Below are 17604 nucleotides of genomic sequence, written 5' to 3' on the forward strand. Positions count from 1 at the left end.
GGTCCCTCGCCCTGCTCGTGGTCGGGCTTGCCGCCGTGCTCGTGGTCCGGCTTGCCGGGTCCCTCGCCCTGCTCGTGGTCGGGCTTGCCGCCGTGCTCGTGGTCCGGCTTGCCGGGTCCCTCGCCCTGCTCGTGGTCGGGCTTGCCGCCGTGCTGGTGGCCGGGCTTGCCGCCGTTCCCGCCAGTGACGTTCCCGCCGGTGATGCTTCCACCGGTGATGTTTCCGCCCGTGGTGTTCCCTGAGGTGCTCGCTCCCGTCGTGTTGCCCGCGACGTTCCCCGAGGTGTTGCCGGAGATGTTCCCCGAGGTACCGCCCGTTACGCCGCTGCCGATCGGGCCGCCCAGGAGGCCGCCTCCCGTCGTCACGCCACCGAGCACGCCACCGAGGACACCCGACGTCGCACCCGAAGTGGTCGTGCCGGTCGTGGCACCGGTGGTCGTGCCGGTCGTCGTCGTACCCGTGGTGCCACCGGTCGCGCACGTCCCGAGGAAGATCCGGTTGTTGTCGAGCGTCACCTCGCCGTTACGGGCGAACGCCCGGCCCTCGATGTTCGCCCTCGTGGTCACGAAGATCGAGGTCAGAGCCATGATGGTGCCCACGAAGGTGGAGTCGGTGCCGAGGGTCGCCGAACTCCCGATCTGCCAGTACACGTTGCACGGCGAAGCGCCGTTCGTGAGGAGGACGCGGCTGGAGGATGCCGTCGTGAGGGCTTCAGGGATCTGGAACACCCACACCGCGTTGGGGTCCCCCCCGGCGTTCAGGATCAGGTCGCCGGTGAGCCCGACACCGGATGTGGCCGTGTGGACGCCCGGAAGCAGCGTTTGGCCCGCGCCGATGCCCGCCGCGAGCGCGAAGTCCTGGGCCTGGCCGGCCGCGTTGTTGTACGCGATGGTCAGATCGCTCTTGGCCTGGAGGGCCGCAGCGTCCGCAGCGTGCACGGCACCGAGCACCAGGCCGGGCGGGAAGCCGGTGATGGCCGGGTTCGGGTGCGTCCCGAGGTCGTGGCTGATCACCGAGGGGCCGGTGTTGGTCACTCCCTGACCTGCCAGGACGGAGTGGCTGGCGGTGGTGCCCAGAGGCACGGGTGTTGCGATCGCCGACGCTTGCGTCGACGTCGTGGCGACCATCGCAGCGGCAACCGTTGCGGCAAGGGCCGTGGTTAGCCAGCCGGACAGAGGGCGGAGTCGAGCCGCTTGAGGAAATCTCAGCTTCATCGAGAGGCCATTTTCTGTTGGGGCCGTGGCGTGCCGGGCCCTAACCGATTGCCCGGGAAGCCTTACTGGTGAGACGGCATATTACGCAGGGGGTTGGGTACGGCAATTCCAAGCGGCGAGGGGAGGGGCGCGCTTGAGGGCGGAGTGGCGTAAAACGTGCCCGTATTATCGGAGTTCATATGGATGGTCATCCGATGTTCCGCCCGGGCGCGGGGAGTGCCATTTCCTCTATGTGGGTCAGCGACTTCAACCCGGTCTGACAATCCCACCCCGGTGCACCTGCGGAAGTGCCGCCATTTCAGTGAATCGACCAATTCCGGGGTGGGTGGGCGTGGCGGTAACGAGGAAACCCGCGCCGTTTCGTCACCTGGGTGGAAGCATGCGTCCATTGTTCGAGGCTCACGAGCGCGTGGGCGGTGGTCTGCGCACGGAGCCCCTGTTCAACTCGGAGGTGCTGCACGACCTCTGCGCTCCTTCGCCGACGACATCGGCGGTCGCCCTGCTGCTCGGCCACCCCGCCCGGCCCCTCGGGCCACGGGATGTGCGGATACCACGCCGCCACGGAGGCGCTGAAGGAGCAGCAGCGACGCCCCTTGACCCGCCTTCCCGGCTGACCGCCTCACCCGTGCCGCGTGTGTCACGGCGCCACCGGACGCGCCCCCCCGTGAACACCCGCTGAGGCGCCCGTCCGGGTGTCGTTTCGTGCGTTTTTCGGCGTGTCTCCGCGGGGCCGTCCCCGGCGTGGGTCACAGTCGCCGCGCGCGTGGTCACCCGTCGGCCGGTCCGCCGCTGGTCAGGCCGGCGCGGTCCGCACCGATGACGAAGTGACCAGGAGTTCGCGTGGGAGTCCTTTCGCAACCGCCCCGGGGTACCGCCCCGGACGAAGCCTCGTACGAGAACGAGCTGCCGCTACGGCGCAGGCAGCCGGGCAATGTGGTCGTGAAGTGGATGACCACCACCGACCACAAGACCATCGGCACGATGTACATGGTCACGTCGTTCGCGTTCTTCATCATCGGCGGCATTATCGCGCTGTTCATGCGCGCCGAGCTGGCCCGTCCGGGCACGCAGATCCTGTCGAACGAGCAGTTCAACCAGGCCTTCACCATGCACGGCCTGATCATGCTGCTGATGTTCGCCACCCCGCTCTTCGCGGGCTTCGCGAACTGGATCATGCCCCTGCAGATCGGTGCACCCGATGTGGCGTTCCCGCGGCTGAACATGTTCGCCTACTGGCTCTACCTGTTCGGCTCGATCATCGCGGCGGCCTCCTTTCTCACCCCGAGCGGCGCTCCCAGCTTCGGCTGGTTCATGTACGTGCCGCTGTCGGACGCGGTGCACTCGCCCGGCATCGGCCCCGACATGGGCATCATGGGCCTGGCCTTCTCGGGCTTCGGCACGATCCTCGGCTCGGTCAACTTCATCACCACGATCATCTGCATGCGCGCGCCCGGCATGACGATGTTCCGCATGCCGATCTTCACCTGGAACGTGCTGCTGACCGCTGTCCTGGTCCTGCTCGTCTTCCCGGTGCTGGCCGCCGCGCTCTTCGCGCTGGAGGCCGACCGCAAGTTCGGTGCGCACGTGTTCGATGCGGCCAACGGCGGCGCGCTGCTGTGGCAACACCTCTTCTGGTTCTTCGGGCACCCAGAGGTGTACATCATCGCCCTGCCGTTCTTCGGCATCGTCTCCGAAGTGATCCCGGTCTTCTCCCGCAAGCCGATGTTCGGTTACATCGGTCTGATCGCGGCGACGATCGCGATCGCCGGCCTCTCGGTGACCGTGTGGGCCCACCACATGTACGTCACCGGCGGTGTGCTGCTGCCGTTCTTCTCCTTCATGACCTTCCTGATCGCGGTCCCGACCGGTGTGAAGTTCTTCAACTGGATCGGCACCATGTGGAAGGGCTCGCTGTCCTTCGAGACCCCGATGCTGTGGACGGTCGGCTTCCTGGTCACCTTCCTCTTCGGTGGTCTGACCGGCGTCATCCTGGCCTCGCCCCCGATGGACTTCCACGTCTCCGACTCGTACTTCGTCGTCGCGCACTTCCACTACGTCATCTTCGGCACCGTGGTCTTCGCGATGTTCTCCGGCTTCCACTTCTGGTGGCCGAAGTTCACGGGCAAGATGCTGGACGAACGCCTCGGCAAGATCACCTTCTGGACGCTGTTCGTGGGCTTCCACGGCACGTTCCTGGTGCAGCACTGGCTGGGCGTGGAAGGCATGCCGCGTCGTTACGCGGACTACCTCGCCGCAGACGGCTTCACCACGCTGAACACGATCTCGACGATCAGCTCGTTCCTGCTCGGCCTGTCGATGCTGCCCTTCATGTACAACGTCTGGAAGACGGCGAAGTACGGCAAGAAGGTCGAGGTCGACGACCCATGGGGTTACGGGCGCTCGCTGGAGTGGGCGACCTCCTGCCCGCCGCCGCGGCACAACTTCCTCACCCTGCCGCGGATCCGTTCCGAGTCCCCGGCGTTCGACCTGCACCACCCGGACATTGCCCAGTTCGACCATGTGCAGGACCACTCCGGCGCCTCCGGGGCGGCCACCGGCGGCGGCAAGCGGTGACCGCCATGGACGCGTCGGCGGCAAGCGACTCGGGCGGCCAACCGGCCGCGTCCGTCAAGGACGGCCTGCGCAGCCTGGACGGCTACCTCTACTGGCAGAACGAGCTCACCCGGGCCCACCGCGAAGCCGTCGCCTTCTGCGACCAACTCACCTGGCTGACCACCAACGAACGACAAGAACTCGAACGCCTCTACGCGGACAGCCGCATCGAGACGGCCAAGGCGACGACCCGCCACCTCGCCCATCGCTGCACTCAGCTCCGCGCGGAGTACGAGGACCGCTACCGCACCCTGCGGCTGCGCACCTTCGCCCTGGCCCTGGCGGTCATCGCGATCACCGCCGCGTGTCCAGTGCTGCTCCTCCTACGGACCTGAGCCCGCCCACCGGCACCCCTGAACCGCTCCTGACGGACCACTTCCGAGCCGGGCCGGGCGGCTCCCCGAAGAGCCGCCCGGGGGGTGACGAAATCCCAGGTCAGGGCCAGACCAGGCAGTACGGCTGGTGGCCCGCCTCGTGGAGGCGGACGGAGAAGTCCTGCCATTCGTGGAGCAATTGGTAGACGTTGAAGGCGTCGCGGGGTCCGCCGCGGTCCGGGACCGTGGACCAGATGAAGGCCGCCGCGCCGACCGACTCCTCGCCGACGCCGCGCAGCGGGTCGACCACCGTCATCGGGAGCTTGACCACCGCGTAGTCGGGGTGCAGGACGACCAGCTCCAGCGGGGGCACCTTGTGCAGGGGTACGCCCTGGATGCCGGTCAGGACCATCGCGGCCACGGTTTCTGGCTTGATCTTGGTGAACAGGCCGCCCATGCCGAGCTCGTCGCCGCCCAGTTCCTCCGGCCGCATCGTGACCGGGACCCGGGCGGCCGTGGCGCCGTCCGGCGCGCCGAAGTACTTGTAGGTCACGCCCATGCCGCGTCCCTTGGGCGCTTCGTCGGGGGCCTCCAAAGGCCCCGGCACGTGATCGGCCGCGTCCGCGGCCCGGCGCCGGTGCTTGCCTCGGCGGCGGGCTTCGCGGGCCTCGCGGGCGCGCTGCGGATCGAGGCCGTCCGTACCCTCGCCCGGTCCTCCACCGCGTTGCATATCTCCACCCGACTGGTCTTGCCTGCCCCGGCCCCGTGGCCCCCGCCACGCAGCCTGATCATCATGGCAGTGACCTCCCCCGGGGCGGCGCGGTGAAACGCCCGTCCGCAAGTCAGTCGCGGCCTGATGAGACCATGGCTGGTGTGAGCTACCCGTATCCGTATGAAGCCCCAGTCTCGCAGAACCTGTTTACGCGCGCGTCCCTCGTGACTCCCGGCGGCGTGAACTCTCCGGTGCGCGCCTTCCGCGCCGTGGGCGGAACGCCCAGGTTCATGGTGTCCGGTACCGGTCCGTACCTGACCGATGCCGATGGCCGCGAGTACGTCGACCTCGTCTGCTCGTGGGGGCCGATGATCCTCGGCCACGCCCACCCGGCCGTGGTGGAGGCCATTCAGGCCGCCGTCGCCCGCGGTACCTCGTTCGGTACGCCCGGCGAGGGGGAGGTGGCGCTCGCCGAGGAGATCGTCGCCCGCATTGAACCCGTCGAGCAGGTCCGTCTGGTGTCCTCCGGTACGGAGGCGACCATGTCCGCGATCCGGCTGGCGCGCGGTTTCACGGGCCGGGCCAAGGTGGTGAAGTTCGCCGGCTGCTACCACGGCCACGTGGACGCGCTGCTGGCCGCCGCCGGCTCCGGGCTCGCGACCTTCGCCCTTCCGGACACCCCCGGCGTGACCGGCGCGCAGGCCGGCGACACGATCGTGCTCCCCTACAACGACCTCGAAGCGGTACGGGCGGCGTTCGCCTCGCACCCCGGCGAGATCGCCTGTGTGATCACCGAGGCCGCGCCCGGCAACATGGGCGTCGTGACGCCCGCGGAGGGCTTCAACCAGGGGCTCGCGGACCTGTGCCGGGAGAACGGCGCGCTGTACATCTCCGACGAGGTCATGACGGGCTTCCGGACCTCCCGCGCCGGCTGGTACGGCGTCGACGGGGTCAAGCCCGACCTGATGACCTTCGGCAAGGTCATGGGCGGCGGCTTCCCGGCGGCGGCTTTCGGTGGCCGCGCCGACGTGATGGGGTACCTGGCCCCGGCCGGCCCGGTCTACCAGGCGGGCACGCTCTCCGGGAACCCGGTCGCCACCGCCGCCGGCCTCGCGCAGCTGCGGCTGCTGGACGAGGCCGCGTACGACACGGTCAACGCGGTGTCGGGGCAGATCCAGGGGCTGGTCACGGAGGCGCTCGCCAAGGAAGGCGTGGCGCACCGGCTGCAGACGGCGTCCAACATGTTCTCCGTGTTCTTCACCGAGAACGAGGTCACGAACTACGACGACGCGAAGCAGCAGGAGTCCTTCCGCTTCAACGGCTTCTTCCACTCGATGCTGTCGCAGGGCGTCTACCTGCCGCCGTCTGCCTTCGAGTCGTGGTTCGTCTCCACCGCCCATGACGAGCGGGCGATCGAGCGCATCGCGGCGGCGCTGCCCGCCGCCGCCCGCGCCGCCGCTCAGGCCACCCCGGAGGCCACCGCATGAGTGACATCACCGTCGTCCACCTGATGCGCCACGGAGAGGTGCACAACCCGGACGGCGTCCTGTACGGGCGCCGTGCCGGCTACCACCTCTCCGAGCTGGGCCGTCAGATGGCCGAGCGTGTCGCCGACCACCTGCAGAACCGTGACATCACGTACGTCGTCTCCTCGCCGCTGGAGCGGGCGCAGGAGACGGCGGCGCCGGTCGCCAAGAGCCACGGGCTGGCCGTGGTGAGCGATGCGCGGCTGTTGGAGGCGGAGAACGTCTTCGAGGGCAAGACCTTCGGCGTCGGGGACGGCGCACTGCGCAAGCCGGGTAACTGGAAGCACCTGACGAACCCGTTCAAGCCGTCCTGGGGCGAGCCGTATGTCGAGCAGGTCGTCCGGATGATGAGCGCGATCGAGGCGGCGCGCGATGCGGCCCGCGGTCACGAGGCGGTGGCGGTCAGCCACCAGCTGCCGATCTGGATCGTGCGCAGCTTCGCGGAGAAGCGCCGGCTGTGGCACGATCCGCGCCGCCGTCAGTGCACGCTGGCCTCGCTGACGTCGTTCACGTACCAGGACGACCGGCTGGTGTCGGTGGGTTACAGCGAGCCGGCCCGGGACCTGGTGCCGGCGCACCTGCTGGCCGGGGCGAAGCCGGTGAAGGGCAAGTCCAAGGCCTTCGGGGCCTGAGTTCGGCGCCTGAGTTCAGGCCTGAGGTCGGGCCTGAGGTCGGGGTCCGAAGACCTCGAATGCCCTGAACGACTAAAAATTCATACAAGTCGCACCGGAATCCTCGCGTCAGCACTCGACTTCACTCAAAAGTCCGTTTATGTGACTTTTTATGAGCGATGCGACGCGCGACTTCACCCGAAGGGGAATGCTCGGGCTCGGCGCCGCGGCGGCCGTCGTGGCCGCCGCCGGTGTCGCCGGTTGCGGGTTCGGCGGACCGTCCGGCCCGGGCAGCCGGGGACCGGCGGCAAGTGCGAAGCCCGGACCGCCCGCACCCAGGGCCATCGGTGACGGCTCCACCGCCGACACCGGCCCGCAGCCCCGGCAGCCGGCCCGGCCCGTACCGCTCCAACCGGGCGAGACCCCGCCGCAGTTCGTCGTGTTCAGCTGGGACGGCGCGGGGGAGATCGGCAACGGCCTCTTCCCGCGCTTCCTCAAGCTCGCCGAGGACCACGGCGCGGCCATGACCTTCTTCCTCTCCGGCATCTACCTCCTGCCGGAGTCGAAGAAGAGCCTGTACAAGCCGCCGAACAACCCGGTCGGAGCCTCCGACATCGGCTACCTCAAGGACGAGAACGTCCGCAACACCCTCACCTGTGTCCGCCGGGCCTGGCTCGCCGGGCACGAGGTGGGGACCCATTTCAACGGGCACTTCTGCGCCGGCTCCGGCTCCGTGGCGCGCTGGACCCCTGACGACTGGCAGAGCGAGATCGACCAGGCCGTGTCCTTCGTCACCAACTGGCGGACCAACACCGGCTTCACCGATCTGGAGCCCCTGCCCTTCGACTACCGCAAGGAACTGGTCGGCGGTCGCACCCCCTGCCTGCTCGGCCGGGACAACCTGCTGCCGGTGGCGCAGAAGCTGGGTTGGCGCTACGACGCCTCCTCGCCCGGCGGCCTCCAGGTGTGGCCGGTGAAGAGGTCAGGCCTGTGGGACCTGCCGCTCCAGTCCGTGCCCTTCCCGGGTCACTCCTTCGAAGTCCTCTCGATGGACTACAACATCCTCGCCAACCAGTCGAAGAACACCACCCGGGGCGTCCCCGCCCAGTACCCGGCCTGGCGCACCCAGGCCACGTCCGCCTATCTGGGCGGCTTCCAGCGCGCCTACGAGACGAACCGCGCGCCGCTCTTTATCGGCAATCACTTCGAGGAGTGGAACGGCGGCATCTACATGGACGCCGTGGAAGAGGCCCTCAAGGGCATCTCGGACAAAAAGGACGTTCGGCTCGTTTCCTTCCGGCAGTTCACCGACTGGTTGGACGTCCAGGACCCCAAGGTGCTCTCCCGGCTCCAGGGCCTGGCGCCCGGTCAGTCGCCGATCGGTGGCTGGAACACGTACCTCTCCCATGTCTGACCAGCGGCTTAACACACCCCCGGGGGGCGCGGGAGATCCGCAAATCGCTCATGCGAAACTTTTCACATGAGAACTGGCCGCGCCCCCCGTCGCCGCCGCCCGACCAGCGGCCGTGCCCTCCTGCTGACCGCGGTGACCCTCGCTGGCGCCCTGACCCTTTCGGCGTGCGACGGCACGGGAAGTGGCAGCAAGCCGTCCGGCTCCGCCGGTGGCAACTACGTGATGGGCCCCGGCGGGATCTCCACCGTCGCCAAGGGAGCGCGCGACGCGGCCCCCAAGCTCGACGGCGAGAGCGTCGACGGCGAGGCGCTCGACACCACCGCCCTCAAGGGCAAGGTCGTCGTCCTCAACGTGTGGGGCTCCTGGTGCCCGCCCTGCCGCGCCGAGGCCCCGCACTTCGCGAAGGTGTCCAAGGAGTTCGCCGACGCGGGCAAGGACGTCGCCTTCGTCGGCATCAACGTCCGCGACTACAGCAAGCAGAGCGCCGCTGCGTTCGAGGAGAACTTCGGGATCTCCTACCCGAGCCTCTACGACCCGGACGGCAAGCTCATGCTCCGCTTCCCCGCGGGCACCCTCAACCCGCAGTCCATCCCCTCCACGATCGTCCTCGACAAGGAGGGCCGGATCGCGGCCCGCACCCTGATCGCGGTCAACGAGGAGCAGCTGCGCTCGATGATCGACCCGCTGCTCGCGGAGAAGTGACCTCGTGGTCGCTTATGTCCTCGCCGCCGAGGTGACCGGCATGAACGAGACGGTCCTCAGCGGGGCGCTGCTGCTGGCACTGCCGATCTCGCTGCTCGCCGGGCTGGTCTCGTTCTTCTCCCCGTGCGTGCTGCCGTTGGTCCCCGGCTACCTGTCCTATGTGACGGGCGTCGGCGGTGCCGACCTCGCCGAGGCCCGGCGCGGCCGGATGCTGGCCGGAGCGAGCCTGTTCGTCGCCGGGTTCACGGCCGTCTTCGTCTCCACCGGCGCGCTGTTCGGCTACTTCGGCGCCTCCCTCCAGGAGAACAAGGCGGTCATCTCCCAGGTCCTCGGCGGTCTGGTGATCCTCCTCGGCCTCTTCTTCATGGGGGCGATCCCGGGTCTGACGATGCGGGAGTTCCGGTTCCACAAGAAGCCGACGGCGGGGCTGATCGGCGCGCCCGTGCTCGGCGCCCTGTTCGGGGTCGGCTGGACCCCCTGCATGGGTCCGACCCTCGCCGCCGTCAACACCCTCTCCCTCGACCAGGCGAGCGCCGGCCGGGGCGCGGTGCTGACGGTCGCCTACTGCCTCGGGCTCGGCCTCCCCTTCATCCTCGCCGCGATCGCCTTCCGCAAGGCGCTCGGTGCATTCGGCTGGGTGAAGAAGCACTATGCGTGGGTGATGCGCATCGGTGGCGGCATGCTGGTTCTCACCGGTCTGCTGCTCGTCACAGGCTGGTGGGGCACCCTCGTCACCGACATGCAGAGCTGGACCCAGGGCTTCACGGTGGGGATCTGAGGACTTAACGCACATGAGTACGACCGACAAGGCGTCCACCGGGGCGTCGCAATCCGAGGACGCCGCCCTGGCCACGGCCGGCGCGCAGCTGTCCACCGCTCCCGTGGAGGACGGCGGTGCCCCCGTCGGCATCGGCGTGATCGGCTGGATCCGCTGGTTCTGGCGTCAGCTCACCTCCATGCGGGTCGCGCTGATCCTGCTCTTCCTGCTGTCCCTGGGTTCCATCCCGGGCTCCCTCGTCCCGCAGACCCAGGTCGACGCGATGAAGGTGGCCCAGTGGAAGAGGGACCACTCCTTCTGGGTCCCGGTCGCCGAGAAGCTCCAGCTGTTCGACGTCTACAGCTCGGTGTGGTTCTCCGCGATCTACCTGCTGCTGTTCGTCTCCCTGATCGGCTGCATCGTCCCGCGCAGCTGGCAGTTCGTCGGCCAGCTCACCGGCCGTCCGCCCGGCGCCCCCAAGCGGCTCGACCGGCTGCCCGCGTACACGACGTGGCGTACGGACCGGTCCCCCGAGGAGGTCCTCGGGCACGCGAAGACGCTCCTGGGCGGGCGGCGCTTTCGTACCGAAGCCGGTGCGACCTCCGTCGCCGCCGAGAAGGGCTATCTGCGCGAGGCAGGGAATCTGGCCTTCCACATCGCTCTGATCGTGCTGCTGGTGGCCTTCGCCTGGGGCCAGCTGTTCAAGTCCGAGGGCGGCAAGCTCGTCCTGCGCGGCACGGGCTTCTCGAACACGCTCACCCAGTACGACGACTTCAAGTCCGGCAGCTACTTCAGCTCCGAGGACCTGCCGCCGTTCTCCTTCACGCTCGACCGGTTCGACGCGACGTACGAGGCGTCCGGCCCGCAGAAGGGGACCCCGCGCGACTTCACGGCGCACGTCACCCTCCGCGAAGGTGCCGACGGCGCCCCGCAGGAGCGCGAGATCCAGGTCAACAAGCCCCTGGAGGTCGACGGCGCCAAGGTCTACCTGCTCGGGCACGGCTACGCGCCGGTCGTCTCGGTGACCGACCCCACCGGCAAGGTGATCTACAAGGACGCCGTGCCGATGCTGCCCTTCGATGCGAACCTCAGCTCCTCGGGCGCCGTCAAGGTGCCGGACGGCTACCGCGACAAGGACGGCAACAAGGAGCAGCTCGGCTTCAACGCCATGTTCGTGCCGACCTTCGCCGGTCAGGGCAAGGGCACGATGCTCTCCCAGTTCCCGGCGCTGAACTTCCCCGTGCTCGCCCTGAGCGCCTACCACGGCAGCCTGGGCGTGGACTCGGGCCTGCCGCAGAACGTGTACCAGCTGAACACCTCCAAGATGAAGGAGTTCAAGGACGCGGACGGGCAGCTGTTCAAGAAGCGGCTGCTGCCCGGCGAGACGATGGAGCTGCCGAACGGCGCCGGCACCGTGAAGTTCGAGGGCATCGAGCGCTGGGCCACCTTCTCGATCACGCAGCAGCCCGGCAGCGGTCTCGCCCTCGCGGGCGCGATCGCGGCGATCGGCGGCCTGGCCGCTTCCCTGTTCATCCAGCGCCGCCGGATCTGGGTCCGTGCGGTCGCCGGCGAGGACGGCGTGACCGTCGTCGAGATGGCGGGCCTCGGCCGCAGCGAATCGGCCAGGCTCCCGGAGGAGCTGACGGTGCTCGCCGCGTCGCTCCACCAGCAGGCGCCCACCGCGTCCGGCCCCTCTGATTTGTCCGAACTGGTCGAAGAATCCCCGGAAGGAGAGCGCGGATGACGCTGCTCGCAGCCGCAACGAACGAGAATCTGGCTCAGATCAGCAACTACCTGGTCTATTCGTCGATGGCGGTCTACACGCTCGCCTTCCTCGCGCACATCGCCGAGTGGATCTTCGGTAGCCGCAGCAAAGTGGGCCGTACGGCCGCCGCGCTGACCGGCGCCGGGGCCGCCGTCGACGCGCCTGCCGTGCAGGTGCGGACGAAGGGCGGGGGCACGGCCGTCCTCGACAGGCCCAAGGTCGTCACCCGGTCCGCCGCCGGCAGCCGCGACGTCCCGGACGGCCCCGGCGCGGCCGGCGACACCGTGCAGGGCGACCTGTACGGCCGGATCGCGGTCTCGCTGACCGCGCTCGCCTTCCTCATCGAGGCGGGCGGCGTCGTCGCCCGAGCGACGTCCGTGCAGCGGGCCCCCTGGGGCAACATGTACGAGTTCTCGCTCACCTTCTCCACGGTGGCCGTCGGCGCCTACCTGGTCCTGCTGGCGCTGAAGAAGAACGTGCGCTGGATGGGTCTGATCCTGGTCACCACGGTCCTGCTGGACCTGGGCATCGCCATCACCTGGCTGTACACCGACAGCGACCAGCTGGTCCCGGCCCTGCACTCGTACTGGCTGTGGATCCACGTCTCCACCGCGATCATCTGCGGCGCCGTTTTCTACATCGGCGCGACCGGCACGGTGCTGTACCTCTTCCGCGACGGGTACGAGGCCAAGCTCGCGCGCGGCGGCCGACCGGGCCGGTTCGCCACCTCGGTCATGGAGCGGCTCCCGTCCGCGGCCACGCTCGACAAGTTCTCGTACCGGATCAACGCGGCCTTCTTCCCGCTGTGGACCTTCACGATCATCGCGGGCGCGATCTGGGCGGGCGACGCCTGGGGCCGCTACTGGGGCTGGGACCCCAAGGAGGTCTGGTCCTTCGTGACCTGGGTGGCCTACGCCTGCTACCTGCACGCGCGCGCCACCGCCGGCTGGAAGGGCCGCAAGGCCGCGTACCTCGCGCTGTTCGCCTTCGCCTGCTGGATCTGGAACTACTACGGCGTGAACATCCTGCTGAGCGGCAAGCACTCGTACGCAGGCGTCTGACCCGCGGCAGTGGCACGCTGGTGGCATGACCCCTGTGAGTCATGCCACCAGTGAGAGCCGCGGCGAGGGCCGCTGGCTGTTGCGCTTCGAGGTGCACCTGCCGAGTGCGTACGCGGACCTCTGGCCCGCGCTGACCACGGAGGACGGGCTGCGCGGCTGGCTGGCCGCGGCGGACGTCCTGGAACGGCGACTCGGCGGAGCCGTCACCCTGCGCTGGTTGAACACCGGGACGACGGCGTCGGGGCGCATCACGGCCTGGGACGTGGAGCGGGTCGTGGAGTACACCGTGACCGAGCTGGGCCGGATCCGCTTCCACCTGGAGCCGGTGGGGACGGATTCCACCGTGATCCGCTTCCTGAACGAGCGGGACGGCACCGACGAGGACCGCCTCGACTGCCTGGCCACCTGGCACCACCACTTCGAACTGCTGGAATCGGCCCTCCAGGGCCACCCGGCGGACTGGTCCCGGTGGACGGACGCCCGCTGGGCGGAGCTGCGGGCCTCCTACGCGTCCTTCGCCAGGACGTAGGCGCTGCGCGCGTTCGGGTCGCCGAAGAAGAAGTACAGCTCCAACGTCTGCCGCGGGGTGCGGCGCAGCTCGAAGGTCCACCGGTACTGCTCGGGAGCGGCCTGGTGGAGCGTCGTGGCCGCCCTGGTCCCGGCGCCGTTCGGATCACCAGACGGGCCGCAGCGGGGGCAGGCTCCCCTCTCCGGCCAGCGTGCGCACCAGACGGGTCAGCTCGGTGCGCAGGGTGGTGAGGTCGACGTCGGCGCCCAGCTCCGCTTCCAGTGCGTGCAGGGTCCGCCCGGCGACGGCCAGGTGGTCGTGCGCGGCGCGGGTCAGGACCACCAGCTTGCGCCGGCCGCCCTCCGGGTGGGGCTCGCGCCGCACGTACCCCCGCCTCTCCAGGTCGTCCACGATCTGACCGGCGGCCTGTTTGGTCACTCCGAGGTGCTCGGCGAGCTCGGTCGCCGTGGCTCCGGAGCCCTTGAGTGCCTGGAAGGCCATGCCATGCACGGGCCTGAGGTCCGCGTACCCGGCCTCGTCGAGGCGGCGGGTGAACTCGCCGATCAGGAGCTGGAAGCCGAGGCCGAGCAGGAAGCCCAGCTCGATGTCGGAGTCGTCGTTTCTGGTCACGGAAAACATGGTGACACGCCTGAGTCAACCTGCTTTACTCGCTGCAAGTAAAGCTACTTGACTCAGGAGCCCTCCATGCACGTCATCCCCGCCTCGCCCGACCATGTCACCGAGACCCCCAACGCCGTCATGACCGGCCTGGGCGCCCCCAGCCGGGGCAGCACCGAGCTCAGCACCTGGCACGTCGCGATGGCGGCCGGATCCAAAGGCCCCGAGCACTCCGTCGACCGCGAACAGGTCTGGACGGTCGTCGCCGGCGCGTTGAAGGTCACCTCGGCCGGCCGCACCGAGGAGGTCAGCGCGGGCCAGACCCTCGTCCTCCCGCCGGAGGTGCTGCGCTCGGTCCACGCGCAGGAATCCTTCGAGGCGTACGTCGCCATGCGGGCGGACGGCGTGGTGACGGTCCCGGGAGAGGAGGGCACCCGCGTCCTTCCGTGGGCCCGGTGAGAGCGACCCCGGTGGGAACGGCTCCGGTGAGAGCGGCCCCGGTGGGAATGGCTCCCCGGTCGCCGTAGCCCTCAGCCCTTGTCCCCGTCCCCATCCTTGTTCTTGTCGCGGTTCTTGTCGCGCTCCTCGCCGAGGGACCGCAGGAACTCCGGGTTGTCGTCGGGCGCAACCCACTGCGTCCGACGCGCCCGGCCGCCGCCGGCCGGGGACCGCTGCTTGCCGGCGGCCAGCCACACCACCGGTCCGACGATGGAGAAGAGCAGGATGATGATCACCCAGACCACCTTGGGGAGGTGCTTGACCTCCTCCTCGGGGGTGTTCAGGCAGTCGATGAAGGCGTAGATGGTCAGTGCGATGACCAGCAGGAACGGCAGATAGCGCAGCACGGTGGGGGACCGACTCCCAGACAGTGGCGGAGGACCCGCCTCGGGCCCCGGTGACGCTCCCAGGTTAGTCGGTGACGGATACTGGCCCCTATGGCTTACGACGATCTCCGCTCGCTGCTCCGGGCTCTGGAGCGAGAGGGCGACCTCAAGCGCATCAAGGCCGAAGTCGACCCGTACCTGGAGGTCGGGGAGATCGTCGACAGAGTGAACAAGGCGGGCGGGCCCGCGTTGCTCTTCGAGAACGTCAAGGGCTCGGCGATGCCGCTGGCCATGAACGTCTTCGGCACCGACCGCCGCCTCCTCAAGGCCCTCGGCCTGAAGTCGTACGGCGAGATCAGCGAGAAGATCGGCGGCCTGCTCAAGCCGGAGCTGCCGCAGGGCTTCATCGGCGTCCGCGAGGCCTTCGGCAAGCTCGGCTCGATGGTGCACGTGCCGCCGAAGAAGGTGAAGGGCGACGCCGCGCCCGTCCAGGAGGTCGTGCTCACCGGCGACGACGTGGACCTGGACCAGCTGCCGGCCCTCTTCACCTGGCCCAAGGACGGCGGGTCCTTCTTCAACCTCGGCCTGACGCACACCAAGCACCCCGAGACGGGGGTGCGCAACCTCGGCCTCTACCGCCTCCAGCGTCACGACAAGCGCACCATCGGGATGCACTGGCAGATCCACAAGGACAGCCGCAACCACTATGCGGTCGCCGCCCAGCGCGGCGAGCGGCTGCCGGTCGCGATCGCCTTCGGCTGCCCGCCGGCCGTGACGTACGCGTCCACCGCGCCGCTGCCCGGCGACATCGACGAGTACCTCTTCGCCGGGTTCGTCGCGGGCAAGCGGATCGAGATGGTCGACTGCAAGACCGTTCCGCTCCAGGTTCCCGCCAACGCCGAGGTCGTCATCGAAGGCTGGCTGGAGCCGGGCGAGATGCTGCCGGAAGGCCCCTTCGGCGACCACACCGGCTTCTACACCCCGCAGGAACCCTTCCCCGCGCTGAAGATCGACTGCGTGACCATGCGCAAGCGCCCGCTGATCCAGTCGATCGTGGTCGGCCGGCCGCCGACCGAGGACGGTCCGCTGGGCCGCGCGACGGAGCGGTTCTTCCTGCCCCTGCTGAAGATCATCATTCCGGACATCGTGGACTACCACCTCCCCGAGTCCGGCGGTTTCCACAACTGCGCGATCGTCTCGATCGACAAGAAGTACCCGAAGCACGCGCAGAAGGTCATGCACGCCATCTGGGGCGCCCACATGATGTCGCTGACCAAGCTGATCATCGTGGTGGACAAGGACTGCGACGTCCACGACCTGCACGAGGTGTCCTGGCGGGCCCTCGGCAACACGGACTACTCCCGCGACCTCACGGTCGTGGAGGGTCCGGTCGACCACCTCGACCACGCCTCGTACCAGCAGTTCTGGGGCGGCAAGGCGGGCATCGACGCGACGAAGAAACTCCCCGAGGAGGGCTACACCCGCGACGGCGGCTGGCCCGACATGGTGGAGTCCGACCCGGCGACCGCGGCCTTGGTGGACCGCCGCTGGAAGGAGTACGGCCTGTGAGCCCGATCGGAGTGGGGGGCCCTGAGCTCTTCCTCGGCGCCGGCGACGTCTACGTGGCCCTGGTACGCCCGGAACTCGACCCGGCGGACCCGGGCGTCCGGCTGGCAGCCGAACAAGCCGGCGTCTCGCCGGAGGAGTTCGCGGGGCCCGGCAACATCTGGGCGCTGATGCTCGACGACGCGGACGGCGAGGGCGACGGCTTCGAGCTGCCCGGCGCGCGGGACATCGAGGCGGACGACTTCGCGGAGCAGCTCCAGCGGGCCCTGGCCGCCGGCGGGCCGTTCACCGCCGAGGCGGGGAACTTCCTGCGCCTGGACGCCCGCCCGGCTGCCGACACCTGGCAGCTCACCGCGCACGTCACCCCGCCGGAGGGCCACGACGGCGCCCCCCGGACCCTGGAGCTCGGCCCGCTCCCCACCGCGGAGCTGCTGGCCGACATCGAAGAGTTCCGGAGCAGCCTCGCATGATGGCGACCGCCGACGGGGTGATCGGGCCCGGCCCGGTGCCGCAGCCGACCGGCAAGGTGAAGGCGTTCCTCCGGCTCGTGATGATCGAGCACTCGGTCTTCGCGCTGCCCTTCGCCTACATCGCGGCCCTGACCGCCATGTTCCAGCTGGACCGGACCATGCACTGGACCGAGCTGCTGCTCGTCACCGTCTGCATGGTGGGGCTGCGGACCTTCGCGATGGCCGCCAACCGGATCATCGACCGCGAGATAGACGCCCGTAACCCGCGCACCGCCGGGCGGGAGCTCGTCACGGGCGCGGTGTCCGTGCGCTCGGCGTGGACCGGGGCCGGGATCGCGCTGGCCGTCTTCCTCGGCTCGGCGGCCCTGCTGAACCCGCTGTGCCTGGCGCTGGCGCCGGTCGCGGTGATCCCGATGGTGGTGTATCCGTACGGCAAGCGGTTCACGAACTTCCCGCACGCGATCCTGGGCCTGGCGCAGGCCATGGGCCCCGTCGGGGCCTGGCTGGCGATCACCGGCACGTGGTCCTGGGACGCGGTGATCCTCGGCCTCGCGGTGGGCGTGTGGATCGGCGGCTTCGACCTGATCTTCGCGTGCCAGGACGTGGCCGCGGACCGGGCGGACGGCGTCAAGTCGGTCCCCGCCCGCTTCGGTGTTCCGGCGGCCCTGTGGGGGGCCCGCGGCGCGCACGTCGTCACCACCGGCCTGCTGGTCTGGTACGCCGTCGCGATGGACGCGGGCGCCTTCTTCTGGTGCGGCCTGGCGCTCGTCGTGGCGGCCTTCCTCTACGAGCACACGATCGTGACGCCGCACGACCTGTCCCGGCTGAATCGTGCCTTCTTCACGGTCAACGGCTTCATCGGCATCGCCCTCTTCGTGTGTTCCCTGCTCGATCTTGCCGTTCGGGGTCTGACCCTCTAGATGCGGTGC

Annotated in this window: 18 protein-coding genes; 14 read left to right on the plus strand and 4 right to left on the minus strand. The window is 69.3% G+C overall.

Features of this window, described 5'->3' with window-relative positions; genetic code table 11:
* The coding region (locus tag ABZZ20_RS25015) for an ice-binding family protein (protein ID WP_356873122.1) at nucleotides 1-1214 on the minus strand (1214 nt) is incomplete at its 3' end.
* An 840-nt stretch (nucleotides 1215-2054) separates the two neighbouring features.
* Between ABZZ20_RS25015 and ctaD the strand changes: the two genes are divergently transcribed.
* Both ctaD and ABZZ20_RS25025 read left to right on the plus strand, forming a co-directional pair.
* A complete protein-coding gene (gene ctaD / locus ABZZ20_RS25020; RefSeq protein WP_356873124.1) occupies nucleotides 2055-3788 on the plus strand; it encodes a cytochrome c oxidase subunit I in 1734 nt (577 codons plus the stop codon).
* 5 nt (nucleotides 3789-3793) lie between these two features.
* Nucleotides 3794-4162: a cytochrome C oxidase subunit I gene (locus tag ABZZ20_RS25025; RefSeq protein ID WP_356873126.1), complete on the plus strand. Its 369-nt coding sequence runs from the start codon at nucleotides 3794-3796 to the stop codon at nucleotides 4160-4162.
* Between the two features lie 100 nt (nucleotides 4163-4262).
* Here ABZZ20_RS25025 and ABZZ20_RS25030 read toward each other — a convergent pair whose 3' ends face one another.
* Nucleotides 4263-4700 (minus strand): hypothetical protein, encoded by a 438-nt coding sequence (locus ABZZ20_RS25030; RefSeq protein WP_356873286.1) that lies wholly within the window; start codon nucleotides 4698-4700, stop codon nucleotides 4263-4265.
* 305 nt (nucleotides 4701-5005) lie between these two features.
* Between ABZZ20_RS25030 and hemL the strand changes: the two genes are divergently transcribed.
* The 8 genes from hemL (at nucleotide 5006) to ABZZ20_RS25070 (ending at nucleotide 13218) form a co-directional block, all read left to right on the plus strand.
* Complete coding sequence (gene hemL / locus ABZZ20_RS25035; RefSeq protein ID WP_356873128.1) at nucleotides 5006-6340, plus strand: glutamate-1-semialdehyde 2,1-aminomutase; 1335 nt, start codon at nucleotides 5006-5008, stop codon at nucleotides 6338-6340.
* Complete coding sequence (locus tag ABZZ20_RS25040) at nucleotides 6337-7011, plus strand: histidine phosphatase family protein (RefSeq protein ID WP_356873130.1); 675 nt, start codon at nucleotides 6337-6339, stop codon at nucleotides 7009-7011. Before hemL ends, ABZZ20_RS25040 begins: the two co-directional genes overlap by 4 nt.
* 151 nt (nucleotides 7012-7162) lie before the next feature.
* Nucleotides 7163-8404 carry a hypothetical protein gene (locus ABZZ20_RS25045; RefSeq protein ID WP_356873132.1) on the plus strand — a complete coding sequence of 414 codons (1242 nt, stop codon included), beginning with the start codon at nucleotides 7163-7165 and terminating at the stop codon, nucleotides 8402-8404.
* A gap of 66 nt (nucleotides 8405-8470) precedes the next feature.
* The gene (locus ABZZ20_RS25050) at nucleotides 8471-9106 is read left to right on the plus strand and encodes a TlpA disulfide reductase family protein (protein ID WP_356873134.1); all 636 of its coding nucleotides are present in this window, start codon (nucleotides 8471-8473) and stop codon (nucleotides 9104-9106) included.
* 40 nt (nucleotides 9107-9146) lie between these two features.
* Nucleotides 9147-9884 (plus strand): cytochrome c biogenesis CcdA family protein, encoded by a 738-nt coding sequence (locus ABZZ20_RS25055; protein WP_356873288.1) that lies wholly within the window; start codon nucleotides 9147-9149, stop codon nucleotides 9882-9884.
* Nucleotides 9885-9897: 13 nt separating this feature from the next.
* On the plus strand, nucleotides 9898-11607 hold the full coding sequence (locus ABZZ20_RS25060) for a cytochrome c biogenesis protein ResB (protein WP_356873136.1): 1710 nt from the start codon (nucleotides 9898-9900) through the stop codon (nucleotides 11605-11607).
* A complete protein-coding gene (ccsB, locus tag ABZZ20_RS25065; RefSeq protein ID WP_356873138.1) occupies nucleotides 11604-12689 on the plus strand; it encodes a c-type cytochrome biogenesis protein CcsB in 1086 nt (361 codons plus the stop codon). The genes ABZZ20_RS25060 and ccsB overlap by 4 nt, the downstream gene beginning before the upstream one ends.
* Nucleotides 12690-12714: 25 nt before the next feature.
* A complete protein-coding gene (locus ABZZ20_RS25070; RefSeq protein WP_356873140.1) occupies nucleotides 12715-13218 on the plus strand; it encodes an SRPBCC domain-containing protein in 504 nt (167 codons plus the stop codon).
* A gap of 144 nt (nucleotides 13219-13362) precedes the next feature.
* On the opposite strand, the gene ABZZ20_RS25075 is transcribed toward ABZZ20_RS25070, so the two are convergent.
* On the minus strand, nucleotides 13363-13836 hold the full coding sequence (locus ABZZ20_RS25075) for a MarR family transcriptional regulator (RefSeq protein WP_356873142.1): 474 nt from the start codon (nucleotides 13834-13836) through the stop codon (nucleotides 13363-13365).
* Nucleotides 13837-13902: 66 nt separating this feature from the next.
* On the opposite strand from ABZZ20_RS25075, the gene ABZZ20_RS25080 reads away from it, so the two are divergent.
* Complete coding sequence (locus ABZZ20_RS25080) at nucleotides 13903-14274, plus strand: cupin domain-containing protein (protein WP_356873144.1); 372 nt, start codon at nucleotides 13903-13905, stop codon at nucleotides 14272-14274.
* A 71-nt stretch (nucleotides 14275-14345) separates the two neighbouring features.
* Here the strand turns inward: ABZZ20_RS25080 and ABZZ20_RS25085 are convergent, their stop codons facing one another.
* Nucleotides 14346-14660 (minus strand): PLD nuclease N-terminal domain-containing protein, encoded by a 315-nt coding sequence (locus tag ABZZ20_RS25085; RefSeq protein ID WP_356873146.1) that lies wholly within the window; start codon nucleotides 14658-14660, stop codon nucleotides 14346-14348.
* Between the two features lie 90 nt (nucleotides 14661-14750).
* Here ABZZ20_RS25085 and ABZZ20_RS25090 point away from each other — a divergent pair, with 90 nt between their 5' ends.
* The 3 genes from ABZZ20_RS25090 to mqnP are packed head-to-tail and all read left to right on the plus strand — an operon-like array spanning nucleotide 14751 to nucleotide 17595.
* The gene (locus ABZZ20_RS25090) at nucleotides 14751-16208 is read left to right on the plus strand and encodes a menaquinone biosynthesis decarboxylase (RefSeq protein ID WP_356873148.1); all 1458 of its coding nucleotides are present in this window, start codon (nucleotides 14751-14753) and stop codon (nucleotides 16206-16208) included.
* Nucleotides 16205-16675, plus strand: coding sequence for a hypothetical protein (locus ABZZ20_RS25095; RefSeq protein WP_356873150.1), 471 nt, complete (start codon nucleotides 16205-16207; stop codon nucleotides 16673-16675). Before ABZZ20_RS25090 ends, ABZZ20_RS25095 begins: the two co-directional genes overlap by 4 nt.
* Nucleotides 16672-17595 (plus strand): menaquinone biosynthesis prenyltransferase MqnP, encoded by a 924-nt coding sequence (gene mqnP / locus ABZZ20_RS25100; RefSeq protein ID WP_356873152.1) that lies wholly within the window; start codon nucleotides 16672-16674, stop codon nucleotides 17593-17595. The genes ABZZ20_RS25095 and mqnP overlap by 4 nt, the downstream gene beginning before the upstream one ends.
* The last annotated feature ends 9 nt before the right edge of the window (nucleotides 17596-17604 follow it).

The organism is Streptomyces sp. NPDC006430, from assembly GCF_040612395.1.
In the GTDB taxonomy this organism is placed as follows: Bacteria; Actinomycetota; Actinomycetes; order Streptomycetales; family Streptomycetaceae; genus Streptomyces.

Coding starts and splice junctions, on each gene's coding strand:
- ABZZ20_RS25025 (WP_356873126.1), top strand. CDS start 3,794: ATGGACGCGTCGGCGGCAAGCGACTCGGGCGGCCAACCGGCCGCGTCC.
- ABZZ20_RS25030 (WP_356873286.1), bottom strand. CDS start 4,700: ATGGGCGTGACCTACAAGTACTTCGGCGCGCCGGACGGCGCCACGGCC.
- hemL (WP_356873128.1), top strand. CDS start 5,006: ATGGCTGGTGTGAGCTACCCGTATCCGTATGAAGCCCCAGTCTCGCAG.
- ABZZ20_RS25040 (WP_356873130.1), top strand. CDS start 6,337: ATGAGTGACATCACCGTCGTCCACCTGATGCGCCACGGAGAGGTGCAC.
- ABZZ20_RS25045 (WP_356873132.1), top strand. CDS start 7,163: ATGAGCGATGCGACGCGCGACTTCACCCGAAGGGGAATGCTCGGGCTC.
- ABZZ20_RS25050 (WP_356873134.1), top strand. CDS start 8,471: ATGAGAACTGGCCGCGCCCCCCGTCGCCGCCGCCCGACCAGCGGCCGT.
- ABZZ20_RS25055 (WP_356873288.1), top strand. CDS start 9,147: ATGAACGAGACGGTCCTCAGCGGGGCGCTGCTGCTGGCACTGCCGATC.
- ABZZ20_RS25060 (WP_356873136.1), top strand. CDS start 9,898: ATGAGTACGACCGACAAGGCGTCCACCGGGGCGTCGCAATCCGAGGAC.
- ccsB (WP_356873138.1), top strand. CDS start 11,604: ATGACGCTGCTCGCAGCCGCAACGAACGAGAATCTGGCTCAGATCAGC.
- ABZZ20_RS25070 (WP_356873140.1), top strand. CDS start 12,715: ATGACCCCTGTGAGTCATGCCACCAGTGAGAGCCGCGGCGAGGGCCGC.
- ABZZ20_RS25075 (WP_356873142.1), bottom strand. CDS start 13,836: ATGTTTTCCGTGACCAGAAACGACGACTCCGACATCGAGCTGGGCTTC.
- ABZZ20_RS25080 (WP_356873144.1), top strand. CDS start 13,903: ATGCACGTCATCCCCGCCTCGCCCGACCATGTCACCGAGACCCCCAAC.
- ABZZ20_RS25090 (WP_356873148.1), top strand. CDS start 14,751: ATGGCTTACGACGATCTCCGCTCGCTGCTCCGGGCTCTGGAGCGAGAG.
- mqnP (WP_356873152.1), top strand. CDS start 16,672: ATGATGGCGACCGCCGACGGGGTGATCGGGCCCGGCCCGGTGCCGCAG.